The 11,750-nt window shown below is 59.5% G+C and carries 12 protein-coding genes; 7 read left to right on the forward strand and 5 right to left on the reverse strand.

The genetic code is table 11. The annotated features are described in order from the left end of the window. The first annotated feature begins 116 nt into the window (after window positions 1-116). From folP to folK, 3 genes are all read left to right on the forward strand, one after another. Window positions 117-902, forward strand: coding sequence for a dihydropteroate synthase (gene folP / locus F617_RS0112805; protein ID WP_019565514.1), 786 nt, complete (start codon window positions 117-119; stop codon window positions 900-902). A 77-nt stretch (window positions 903-979) separates the two neighbouring features. Beyond that, window positions 980-1,345 carry a dihydroneopterin aldolase gene (gene folB, locus F617_RS0112810; RefSeq protein WP_013636000.1) on the forward strand — a complete coding sequence of 122 codons (366 nt, stop codon included), beginning with the start codon at window positions 980-982 and terminating at the stop codon, window positions 1,343-1,345. Between the two features lie 4 nt (window positions 1,346-1,349). After that, window positions 1,350-1,865: a 2-amino-4-hydroxy-6-hydroxymethyldihydropteridine diphosphokinase gene (gene folK / locus F617_RS0112815; protein ID WP_019565515.1), complete on the forward strand. Its 516-nt coding sequence runs from the start codon at window positions 1,350-1,352 to the stop codon at window positions 1,863-1,865. 14 nt (window positions 1,866-1,879) lie between these two features. On the opposite strand, the gene F617_RS0112820 is transcribed toward folK, so the two are convergent. The 4 genes from F617_RS0112820 to F617_RS0112835 form a co-directional block, all read right to left on the reverse strand. Further along, on the reverse strand, window positions 1,880-2,440 hold the full coding sequence (locus F617_RS0112820) for a hypothetical protein (RefSeq protein ID WP_003512790.1): 561 nt from the start codon (window positions 2,438-2,440) through the stop codon (window positions 1,880-1,882). Window positions 2,441-2,569: 129 nt separating this feature from the next. Next, window positions 2,570-3,649: a YcjF family protein gene (locus F617_RS0112825; RefSeq protein ID WP_019565516.1), complete on the reverse strand. Its 1,080-nt coding sequence runs from the start codon at window positions 3,647-3,649 to the stop codon at window positions 2,570-2,572. Continuing rightward, window positions 3,646-5,124, reverse strand: coding sequence for a YcjX family protein (locus tag F617_RS0112830; protein WP_019565517.1), 1,479 nt, complete (start codon window positions 5,122-5,124; stop codon window positions 3,646-3,648). The genes F617_RS0112825 and F617_RS0112830 overlap by 4 nt, the downstream gene beginning before the upstream one ends. A gap of 131 nt (window positions 5,125-5,255) precedes the next feature. Further along, window positions 5,256-5,732, reverse strand: a complete 477-nt coding sequence (locus F617_RS0112835) for a histidine phosphatase family protein (RefSeq protein WP_245260788.1) — start codon at window positions 5,730-5,732, stop codon at window positions 5,256-5,258. Window positions 5,733-6,033: 301 nt separating this feature from the next. Between F617_RS0112835 and dksA the strand changes: the two genes are divergently transcribed. Beyond that, complete coding sequence (dksA, locus tag F617_RS0112840; protein WP_003512796.1) at window positions 6,034-6,453, forward strand: RNA polymerase-binding protein DksA; 420 nt, start codon at window positions 6,034-6,036, stop codon at window positions 6,451-6,453. 128 nt (window positions 6,454-6,581) lie between these two features. On the opposite strand, the gene F617_RS0112845 is transcribed toward dksA, so the two are convergent. Then, complete coding sequence (locus F617_RS0112845; RefSeq protein ID WP_019565519.1) at window positions 6,582-7,820, reverse strand: flagellar biosynthetic protein FliO; 1,239 nt, start codon at window positions 7,818-7,820, stop codon at window positions 6,582-6,584. A 232-nt stretch (window positions 7,821-8,052) separates the two neighbouring features. On the opposite strand from F617_RS0112845, the gene F617_RS0112850 reads away from it, so the two are divergent. From F617_RS0112850 to clpS, 3 genes are all read left to right on the forward strand, one after another. Further along, the gene (locus tag F617_RS0112850) at window positions 8,053-8,340 is read left to right on the forward strand and encodes a hypothetical protein (protein ID WP_019565520.1); all 288 of its coding nucleotides are present in this window, start codon (window positions 8,053-8,055) and stop codon (window positions 8,338-8,340) included. Between the two features lie 165 nt (window positions 8,341-8,505). Further along, window positions 8,506-11,094: a cell cycle histidine kinase CckA gene (cckA, locus tag F617_RS0112855; protein WP_019565521.1), complete on the forward strand. Its 2,589-nt coding sequence runs from the start codon at window positions 8,506-8,508 to the stop codon at window positions 11,092-11,094. Window positions 11,095-11,387: 293 nt separating this feature from the next. Further along, on the forward strand, window positions 11,388-11,741 hold the full coding sequence (gene clpS, locus F617_RS0112865) for an ATP-dependent Clp protease adapter ClpS (RefSeq protein ID WP_003512812.1): 354 nt from the start codon (window positions 11,388-11,390) through the stop codon (window positions 11,739-11,741). Window positions 11,742-11,750: the final 9 nt, after the last annotated feature.

The raw sequence follows: 11,750 nt of genomic DNA on the forward strand, positions 1-11,750 counted from the left end.
ATTGGCATAACACTCCGTTATTCCCGAAAGGCGCGTGTTACGTGATAACAGCCGGCAGCAATGTGTGGCAAGCGGCCCATGGTCGCTCCCTGAAACTTGATGGACGTGGCCGTATTATGGCCATCGTCAATGCGACGCCCGATTCCTTTTCGGATGGCGGCCGTTATCTTGCCGTTGAAGCGGCTTTTTCCCATGCCCTGACCTGTGTCGAGGAGGGGGCGGATCTCATCGATATCGGCGGCGAATCCACCCGCCCGGGCGCGGCCGAGGTGACCGAGGGTGAGGAACAGGATCGCGTGCTGCCGGTTATCGAACGGCTCCGTCGCCAGACTGATGTTCTGATTTCCGTCGACACCTACCGCGCATCCACGGCAAGGCTGGCGATCGAGGCGGGCGCCCATATCGTCAACGATGTTTTCGGCCTGCAGAAGGACGGGAACATGGCGGGTGTGGTTGCCGCCGCGCGCGCGGGCGTCTGCATCATGCATACCGGGCGCGACAGGCAGAAGCGCGCCGATGTTATCGAGGATCAGTTCGAATTCCTCAATCGTTCGCTTGAGATGGCGGAAGCTGCGGGAATTGCCCGCGACGCCATCGTGCTCGATCCCGGTTTCGGTTTTGCCAAGGACGAGCGTGAAAATGTCGAGCTGATGGCGCGCTTTGGCGAACTTGCCGCGTTTGACCTGCCTGTTCTGGCCGGGACGTCGCGCAAGCGGTTCATCGGGTCGCTGACGGGCAGGGATGCGGCCCAAGAACGCGATATCGGAACAGCAGCGACGACAGTGATCCTCAGGCTGGCGGGTGCCGCGATTTTTCGGGTGCACAATGTCGCCGTAACACGCGATGCGCTGGCCATTGCCGACGCGGTTCTTGCCAAAGCGTCGGCAAGGCCCGATGCATAGATCAATAGATGCCGGAGTGCCGCATGCCTTAAAAGAGGCCGGCTATTCCGGTATAACCCCGCCATGGAGGCGATGCGATGAGCCGCTACACCATTATTCTTAAAAACTGTTCCTTTTTCGCCCGTCATGGCCTTCTCGAGCAGGAGGAAGTGCTGGGCCAGCGCTTTTTCGTCGATGCCGAGATGGAGGTTGAAGCGGGTAATGCGCTCGAAACCGACGATATCGAAAATACCGTCGATTATGGCGTCGCCTTCGCCGTTATCGAAAAGATCGTCGTCGGCCAGCGCCGTTACCTGATCGAGGCTCTCGCGAACGATATCGCCAAGGCCCTGCGCGCGCGTTATCCGCAGATTGTCTGGCTGCGTATCACGGTTCGCAAGCCCTCTGCGCCGGTTCCTGGCATTCTCGACTATGCGCAGGTGAGTGTTGAACACCGTGCCTGACAAGATGACAGTTGCCGCACTAGGCCTTGGCGGGAATATCGGTGACCCTGCGGCTGCAATGGCCAGAGCCTTGCGCGAATTGGATGCGCACGGCGATTGCCGGGTGCTGTCTGTCTCCGGGCTTTACCGCACGCCGCCCTGGGGTAAGACGGACCAGGCGGATTTTTTCAATTGCTGTGCGCTGGTCGAAACCTCGCTTTCAGCACCCGCGCTGCTGCAATTGTGCCTCGATATCGAAAAGGGCATGAAACGGGTCAGAACGGAGCGCTGGGGGCCACGCACCATCGATATCGACGTGCTGACCTATGGTAATGATGTTGTCGTTACGGAAAGCATTGAAGTGCCGCATCCGCGCATGACGGAGCGTGCCTTCGTGCTGATGCCGCTAGCCGATATCGCACCCGATCTCGAAGTCCGGGGCAAGCCCGTGCGGGAATGGCTGCGGCAGGCGGATAAAACCGGCATCATCAGCGCAAAAGAAAAACGGGAGTGGTGGACACTCCCGCTTGGCGATGGCTGAAAAGGTCACGGGTTTTACGGCTTGATCGAACCGACGGCGATCTGGTCGATGTCGCGCGCGAGTGTGACGCCGATAACCGGGATCATCTGGTCGGCGACCTTGACGGAAATGGTGATGTTCATCGAATTGTCGTTCGAGACGCGGGCGACCATGGCACCGTTGAGCTTGGCGCGATTGATGCCCACAACGACCTTATCGCCGCTGACCTGTCCAGAAATGATGTCCAGTCCCTTGCCTTCGGCGCCGTCGAGGAACTTGCCCTCGTAAGAGCCGCCCTTTTGGCTGATGACCGCGGACATGGGCTGGCTGAAGACGCCGACGCGGCAGGTGCCGGCGAGCTTGATGCCCGTCTGCTTGTCGTCGAGCGGCTCGCCCGTCAGGTCGCAGGTGAACTTGGTGCCCTTGTACTTGCCGGCGACGATTTCGCCCGGACCTTTCCAGCTTCCGGCAACGGAACGGAAAAACACGTCGTCGCGATCGCGCGATGCGGCATGGACGTCAGACAGGCCGAAGCTGCCGCTGACGGACAATATGGCGGCAAGTCCGCCCACAAGCGAAAAGAAGCGCGAATACATGATACTTTCCCCGGCGAAGAAGCCTGTTCGATAAGCGGCAATCTACCGGCGGAATGGTTAATGCTTGGTTTATTTCGGCTTTATTTACAGCTTCGTCCGTAACCTTTTGAGCCGTACAAGTCCGGCTGATCAGGCTTTTTGACCGGTTTTTCCGCCACCAAGATCGGGCGTGAGGTCAGACATGAAATCACCTATGCCGGGTCGCTTTACCGCCTTGAAGGGTAGCGGGCGGCACAGATCCATCGCCGCAATGCCGATTCGCGCCGTCATCAGACCGTTGATGACACCTTCACCCAGGCGTGCAGAGAGTTTTGAGGCAAGCCCGTGACCGAGAACCTGCTGGGCAAGCCCATCACCGACGGCGATCGAACCTGTGACCGCGAGATGGGCGACGACGTCACGCAAAAGCCTGAGCATGCCGAGCGTGCCCGGTCGGCCGCCGTAAAGTTCCGCCATGGCGCGCACCAGCCTTGTCACCTCGAACAGCACATAAGCGAGATCGACCACGGCGCGTGGGCTGACGGCGGTAACGACGGAGACGCGTTTGGAGGAGTTGAGTATCAGCGCGCGGGCCTGCCGGTCGAGCGGCACCAGCAATTCGCGTTCGGCAAGCTCGATCAGATGCGGCCCGTCGATCACGTCGTTTTCGGTGTCCTTGAGTGCGGCGCGCCCCTTGGCCGTTTCGGCGCGGTGGGAGAGAACTGCATTGAGGCGGGTAACGATGGCGCGGGCGGGTTTCGGGCTCTTGTCGAGGCTGGCCGTCTCCGCATCGGCTTTCAGCGATTGAACGGCGTTGAGCCGCATGATGCCGAACACTTCTCGTCCGACCAGAACGAGGACGGCAAAAAGCGCAACAAGGAGCGCAATGCTCGCCGTGTAACCCAGCCAGTCGGAGCGGGAAAAGAGATTGCGGATAAGCTGATCCGCCCAGAGCCCGAAGGCCAGCGAGAACAGCACGCCGAGTGCACCAAGCGCGAGCTTGCCGAAGGAGAAGCGGCTTTTCTTCGGCACGGCCACCGGCAATGCGGCGGCATCCGTCTCTTCAGGTGCTAAAAATGGATCATCCTCATCGGGCGTCAGGGAAATCTCGGTGTCGAAGCTGCGCGGTGCGCGTTTTTGCGCGACGGTTGGGCTTGCCGTTTCTTCGGTTTCGAGCGTGAAAGCCGCCGGGCGGCGTGTCTGCGGATCGTTTGGTGTGGGAGCCTTCATGCGAGCTTGTCTCCAAACAGGAACTGCATGGCGCGGTCGAGCCTTATGTGGGGAACGGAAAGCCGGATGCCGCCGCTGCCCGGTTCATCGATATTGGGGGGGCGGAAACGCACGACATTAACGTCCGGCAACGTCGCCTTGTCGCCATCCCTGTCGATGCTGCGGAAAAGCGGCTCCGGGTCTTCGGGCAGGTCGCCGGGAAAGATCGCCGTTTTACGGTTGCCGTCAAATATCTCGCCGTTGATTGTTTCACCCGCCATCGGCGTGCCGACGATTACCGGAAGCTCGTGACCGTCCTGTCTCACGCTTGCTTCCCGCGTAGCGCGCACGGAAGCTAGTGCCATGACCTCGATGCCGGCACCATTCATGCCGATGGTGGTGATGGCGCGGTCCACCAGACGGCGGGTTAGCCGTTCCAGCCGGTCGTGGCTTTCATGATGCAGGTGGTCGGCCTTGGTAGCGGCAATCAACACCTTGTCGATACGCCGGCCTAGCAGCGATGACAAAAGACTGTTGGTGCCAGGGCGGAAACAGGCGAGAACATCGCCCAGCGCCCTCTCCAGATCCTGCACCGCCTCCGGGCCGCGATTGACCGCCTGAAGAGTGTCGATCAGCACGATCTGCCGGTCGAGGCGGGCGAAATGTTCACGGAAGAAGGGTTTCACCACGATTGCCTTGTAGGCGTCGTAGCGCCGCTCCATCATGGCGCGCAGGGACCCCTTTGGTGCCTTGTCGTCTGTCAGGCCCGGCAGGGGCGCAAAGGTCAGCGCCGGTGATCCTTCCAGATCCCCCGGCATCAGCAGACGGCCCGGCGGCAAGGTGGAGAGCGACCGCTCGTCGGATTTGCAGGCCTTCAGATAGGCGGCGAAGCTTTCCGCGAGGCGTCGCGCCGTCATCTCGTCGGCGGGCGCATTGATGTCGAGCGAGGAGGCTATTGCCAACCATTCCTGCGCGAGTTCGGCGCGGATGCCATTTTGCGCCAGCGCGACGGTGCTGTCGCTGAAGCTCTTGTAGTCCTGCGAAAGCAGCGGCAGGTCGAGCAGCCATTCGCCGGGATAATCGACGATATCGATGGAGAGCTTACCTGCGGAAAACCAACGGCCCCAACCGCTGGCGCTCTGGTAGTCGAGCGTGATCCGCAGTTCAGAGATTGCCCGTGTCGAATCCGGCCAGAGCCTGTCGCGTACCAGAGCTTGAATATGGTCCTCATACTGAAACCGGGGAATGGCATCGTCCGGTTGCGGCTCCAGACGCACATTCGAGACGCGCCCGGAACGCATGGCCTCAAACAGCGGCAGACGACCGCCATTCAGAAGATTGTGGACGAGCGAGGAGATGAAAACCGTCTTGCCCGCCCGCGAAAGACCGGTGACGCCAAGCCGCAATGTCGGATTTGTAAGGGTGCTCGCACGGTCGGCCAGGTTGTCGAATGCAATGAGCGCACTGTCTGTCAGGGACGTAAGAGAAGGCGGCAATGGCAGTTTCCCAGCTATTTTTCACGGTCACAGCTGCAATATAGGAAGGGGCGGTTGCCCAAAAAAGAAGCGCGCCAATGGATTTTCAACGGGTCCTGCTTCGGCAACGCATTGGTCACACGCTGCTGCGGCTATTTGCCGGGCGAGAGAAAATCGACCAGCCGCCAGCGATTTTTATCATTCCCGGCACTGTCGTCGTGATCGAGAACTGCAAGACCGGAAGTCGGAAAACCGGAGGGCAGGGCGGCATGCAGCAGGTCCTCGCCTATCATCGCCTCCAGCGTCGCCTCCATTGTGGGGTTGTGCCCGACCAGCATCACGGACTGTGCGTCCGTTTGCGCGGCGATGAGAGAAAGATAGGTTTCGCTGCGCGCATTGTACATTTCGTCGATATAGACGATGTCGATGCCCTCGTTGAAGGCCCGCTGCCATGCCTGCGTGGTCTGCCGGCAGCGCGTGGCCGTGGAGGACAAGAGCACGTCCGGGCGGTAGCGCCGGTCGGCGGCAAGGTCGGCGATGATCTCCGCCTCGGCAAAACCGGCCTTGTTCAATCCCCGGTCGAAATCGCGTTCTCCCGGTGCCGCCCAGGCGGCCTTGGCGTGGCGCAAAAGATACACTCGGCTCGGAGAAGATGCTGTCAAGGGCGGGGACCGACGTTCGAATGGGAGGCAATGGAGGAATGCTACAGGATAGGGTTGCATGACCGCAAGTCCTCTTTCCTGTTGGTAAGTCGCGTTTAAGTGATTTAAGAAGAGATCGCTTGAATACGAATAAAGGATAAAAATTAGTCATTTAGATGATTTTTGTGTCAGTTTTAAAAATGCCTGAAAACTGATCTGTAGACTTGAATCAGCCTATATCATTGGAGTATACACCGCCGCATTGAGATGTTCTTCGAGGAGAATCGCGTTGAGTGAGAAGATCGATCTTAGCAAATATGTGCTCTCGGAAGACGACGAGTTCATGAATGCAAACCAGCGTGCCTACTTCCGCGCGAAGCTGGTGGCCTGGAGAAACGACATCCTGAGAGAAGCGCGCGAGACCCTCGGACATCTCGCCGAAGAAAGCGCCAACCATCCCGACCTAGCCGATCGGGCATCTTCGGAAACTGACCGGGCGATCGAACTTCGCGCCCGTGACCGCCAGCGCAAGTTGATCTCCAAGATCGACTCTGCCCTTCAGCGGATTGATGACGGCACTTACGGTTACTGTGAAGAAACGGGTGAGCCTATTGGCCTCAAGCGCCTCGACGCACGACCGATAGCGACCCTGTCCATTGAGGCGCAGGAACGTCACGAGCGTCGTGAAAAAGTCTACCGCGACGAATAAGGCGCAGCGTTGCTCCGGGCGCTTCGGCGAGCCGGCCAATGAACAAAACCAAAATGACAAAGGGCACGGATTTGTTTCCGCGCCCTTTTTTTGTTTTGAACGTCTGTCTGCCGACAGATGTGAACCTGTCAGCGGTCGCGGGTAACGGAAAGTTCGCCGAAAATACGCGCCATTTCCTTCTGCATGTCGCCATCCGGCGTTGCACCGGTAACAGGCGGCGAGACGGGTTCGGTTTTTGGCTTTTCCGCAGCAGCGGCGACTGCCTGTTCGCTATCCGCATCCTTGCTCTTGGCGATCTCCGCCTCAAGAAAGCTTTCGAAATCGCTGGCAAGGTCATCGGAAAACTTCGGCTCGGCGTTAGCGGAGACGACAGGCGGATTTTCAGGCTTTGGCGCAAAGGGCGCAGGCGCATCTTGCCCCGGTTTCAGGCCGGGTAGAACGCGCTCGCGCGCGGCATCCAGAAAATCTGCGGCATTCGTTTGGTCGATGACCGGTTCGCGCGCGGCAAAAACCGGCGGGGCAACGACCGTCGGCCGTTCTTCAGGAACCGTTGCCTGGACAGGCGGTGCGGGCGGCGCCGAGGGTAGAGGGGCCGGCGCGAAGGGATCAGGGCGACGCTGTTCCGGTCGCTCGGCGGGCATGTCGAGCGATGCGGCGGCGAGAGGCAGAACAGCGGCGGCCGGTGCCGCAATGACCGATGCCGGGGGTGGCGCGGGACGGGTAATATCCCTTTCCGGGGCGGCTGGTCTTATCGGTGCAACGGGCTCGCGTGCCGTCGTGGGCGTGGATACGGGTTGCGGCGGCGTAGACGGACGTGGTGGCAGCGATGCGGCCGGTGCAGGGGTGGGTGCTGCACGAGCAGCCGGGGCAGGCGGTTCCGGCCGCTGCGGCTGCTTTACGGGCTCTTCCGGCAAGGAGGCTGGAGATGCTGCTGCGATTGGCTGCTGTGGCAAAGCTGGGCGGCTTTCGCGAGGGATCGGCGGTTCAGCCCTTTTAGGTTCGCTGTCCTGACGCGGCAGCGCCTTGAGTTCCGCTTCCTGCGGTTCGCGCACTTCCCTGACGATTGGGATCGCGCCGATACCACTCTCGATGACGATATCGGTTGGACCGCCAATCATGACAAGATGCTCGACATTGTCGCGGCGCACCAGCACCAGACGGCGCCGGGCGTCCACCGCCGTCGCATCGAGAACCTGCAAGCGCGGCTGCCGGTTGCGACCGCCACGGATGAACGGGGCCGCCCCGCCGCGCCTGCGCAGTATCCAGAGAACAATTGCCAGAACAAGCAGGGCGAGACCGACACCGACGACGGCGACGATGAGATTGTTTCCATAGGTGCCGATAAAATCTTCCATCATGGAGATCATCCCTTCAGATTTTTTCGTGCAATTAATATTGCCGTGGTTCTTATAATGTGAACGTCAAGCAGGAAAAGACGATTTTTTTAAGCGTGATACAAGGTTTATTCATTTCGTCCCCAGGATCGCTTCATAGGATCGTCTCGTCAGCCGGCCGGGCGCCTCCAAAGCGCCATATCTTTCCCTTCAATGCCGGGGAGCAATGAAGGTTGCAATTCTCTCTTCGAAGGAGCGATTGTAAATGCTTGCGAAATTGCTGGTTGACGGGTTTCCGGTAAGAGTTTTCATTTTTGTTGTTTTATTTGGATTGCCGGGATTTGTTTTTCCCGCTCAGGCCGCGACGGCGGATGACAAGGCGTCCGAAAATCCTGCGAACATGATTGAGTTCGTAAGAGACAATCCATCCTGTATCGATTTCACGGATGGATGCTCGGTTTGCACGGTTGCGGATGGCAATATCGTCTGCTCCGCGCCGCGCATTCAATGCCAGGTTAAAGCGCTGACCTGCAGCCGCAAAATAGGCTTCTGAGGCATTTGCGCCTCTTTAGGGCCGTTTCTCTGTGCGATTTTAAGCCTTTGTGGTGCAGCGGAGCTTTTTGACGGTCAAGCGAGTTGCTACAAGAAATTCTACTGCCCGATTCCGTTGAGGAAATAGGGCTGACCGAATGACGACCTGCAGGACTGCGAGGCCAAGATGACACGGGTGCGCGAGACAAGCGACAACGACCTTCCGCTGGTGGACAGGCGTGCCCGTTCCGGCACGGTTCTGCGGATTCTGCTGCTGGCGCTGGTGCTCATCGCTGCCGCCGCTGCTTTCGTCTATTTCAAGGATTCGCTGGAAAACGAAATCGTGCTCGGCATTCTCGGCGTGCTGGCGATGATGGGTATCTTTTTTCTGGTGTCGTCGATCATCGGTTTTATCGAGGTCATGCCGCAGTCGCAATCGGACGGGCTGGCCCGCCGTTTCCTGTCGGCGCACCCGGACGGCACGCTGATCACCGATGCCAAGGGGCATATGGTCTACGCCAACGCCACCTATTGCCGGATGAGCGGCACCACGAAGGCGAGCGATATCCAGAGCCTGGAGACGTTGCTCTCGCGCAGCCGGGAATCGACCGAAGCGCTCTATCGCCTCATCAATGTTTTGCGGGAGGGGCGTGACGGTTACGAGGAGTTCCGTCTGCTCAAGCCGCTCGGGGAGGCCACTTCCGGCGGGCCGCACTGGTACCGGCTGAAAGGTCGGGTGCTGAAGGATGCGGGCGGCGAGGCGCTGCACGTCTTCCAGATCGCCGACATCACGCCTGAGCGGGAAGATCAGGAACGCTTCTTCCGCGAATTGCAGAACGCCATCGACTATCTCGACCACGCGCCGGCCGGTTTCTTTTCCGCAGGTCGCAAGGGTGAGATCGTTTATCTGAACGCCACCCTGTCCGAATGGCTCGGCATCGATCTCGCGCAATTTTCGCCCGGTTCGATGACTGTGTCGGACATCGTCGCCGGCGAGGGTATGGCGCTGATCGAATCCGTCCATCCGCAGGGTTCAGCCAAGCGCACCGAGATTCTCGATCTCGACATGCGCCGGGTCAACGGCCAGAGCATGCCGGCCCGCCTCGTGCATCAGGTTACCTCGAAGGACGGCGCGCCCGGCGAAAGCCGGACAATTGTTCTGATGCGTCCGAAAGGGCAGGAGGATACGGAATCCTCGTCCGCCATGCGCTTCACGCGTTTCTTCAACAATACGCCGATGGCGATTGCCTCGCTCGACGGCGAAGGCCGCATTCTTCGTATCAACGCGCCATTCCTCAAGCTGTTCTCCGGCGTCGTCGGGCGTGACGATATCGATCGCGGCGTTGCCCTCGAAGCCATCATCCACGACAATGAGAAACCCAGGCTTGAGCAGGCGCTGGCCGAGGCGAAGGACCGGCAGGGCGATATCGCCCCGTTCGATTCCCGCCATCCGAGCGACGAGGGCCGCCATTTCCGTTTTTACGTCAATGCCGTCATAGATCAGGACGACGAGGCGCCCGAAGAGGTGGCAATCGTATATGCGATCGAGGTGACGGAGCAGAAGGCGCTCGAAACCCAGATGGCGCAGACGCAGAAGATGAACGCCGTCGGCACGCTGGCAGGCGGCATCGCCCACGATTTCAACAATGTGCTGACTGCGATCCTGTTGTCATCAGACCATCTGCTGTTGCAGGCCCGGCCCGCAGACCCGAGCTTCGCCGACCTGATGGAGATCAAGCGCAACGCCAACCGCGCGGCGGTGCTGGTGCGACAGCTTCTCGCTTTCTCGCGCAAACAGACGATGCGCCCGGCGATCCTCAACCTGACCGACGTTATCGGCGACCTGCGCATGCTGGTGGACCGGTTGATTTCCGGCACCAATGTCAAGTTGGAAGTGGATTACGGCCGCGATCTCTGGCCGGTGAAGACCGACCTGTCGCAATTTGAGCAGGTGCTGATCAATCTTTGCGTCAACGCGCGCGATGCCATGCCCGATGGCGGCAAGATCACCATCCGCACGCGCAATGTGGATGCGGATGAAGCCGCAGCGCTCGGTCGGCCGGAAGTCCCGGCAGAAGACATGGTCATGGTGGAGGTCGCCGATAACGGAACCGGCATTCCGCCGGAGATCATGGACAAGATCTTCGAGCCGTTCTTCACCACCAAGGATGTCGGCAAGGGCACCGGTCTCGGCCTGTCGATGGTCTATGGCATCGTCAAGCAGTCCGGCGGTTACATCTATCCCGAATCGGAAGTGGGCAAAGGCACTGCGTTCCGCATCTATTTGCCGCGCCACGTGGTGGAAGTGGTGCACGTTCCGGGCCAGCAGCCCGGTGAAGCGGCACTCGCCCCTGTGGCTCTGCCCGAACCGGTGAAGGAAGAGCCGCTGGATCTGACCGGCAACTCCGCCGTCGTCCTTCTGGTGGAGGACGAGGAGGCAGTGCGGCGCGGCGGCAAGCGCATGCTGGAAACCCGTGGTTACACCGTTCATGAGGCGGGTTCGGGTGTCGAGGCGCTGGAAGTGATGGACGAGCTGGAAGGCAAGGTCGATATCGTCGTGTCGGACGTCGTCATGCCGGAGATGGACGGACCTTCACTCCTGAGGGAATTGCGCAAATCCTATCCCGACCTGAAATTCATCTTCGTTTCTGGTTATGCCGAGGACGCGTTTGCGAAAAACCTTCCGGCGGATGCCAAGTTCGGCTTCCTGCCAAAACCCTTCTCGCTGAAACAGCTGGCGATCGCCGTTCGCGAAATGCTCGACAACAAGGAATGACGGTGGATGGCGCGGGCGTGAGATTAGGTCCGCTGTTGCTCGCGATTCCCTTGCAGGCGCTTGGCGTCAAGGCTGAAACCACGTCAGGAAAGGCGGATAGCACCGCGCTTTCCCGCAATGCTATCGCAAGCCCCCTGTTTTTCCCAAGGTTTGCCTCTTCGCAAACGCAATAGTGATTGCACCGTTTCACAGGGGGCTTAAAATCCGATCTTAACGACCTAGATATGTAGAGGCGAAGTTCTCCCTCCTGGTGATGACTGCCGGTTTGAGAACGGTTTGGAGAATGATGAAAGATGATCGCTGAGCCGATCTACATGCAGGGCGAGGGCGACGGGGAAGACGGCGGTACGAACCGCGGAACGTCCGTTATAACCCGCGTCAAGCCAAAGACGAAAAGACCGAATTTGTACCGTGTTCTTTTACTGAATGACGATTACACTCCAATGGAGTTCGTCATTCATATTCTGGAGCGTTTTTTCCAGAAGGATCGCGAAGCGGCGACCCGCATCATGCTGCACGTGCACCAGCACGGCGTAGGAGAATGTGGGGTGTTTACATATGAGGTCGCAGAGACGAAAGTAAGCCAGGTCATGGATTTCGCCCGACAGCACCAGCATCCGCTGCAATGCGTCATGGAAAAGAAATGAGGATCGCAA

The sequence above is a fragment of the Agrobacterium sp. 10MFCol1.1 genome (genome assembly GCF_000381165.1).
Classification (GTDB): domain Bacteria; phylum Pseudomonadota; class Alphaproteobacteria; order Rhizobiales; family Rhizobiaceae; genus Agrobacterium; species Agrobacterium tumefaciens.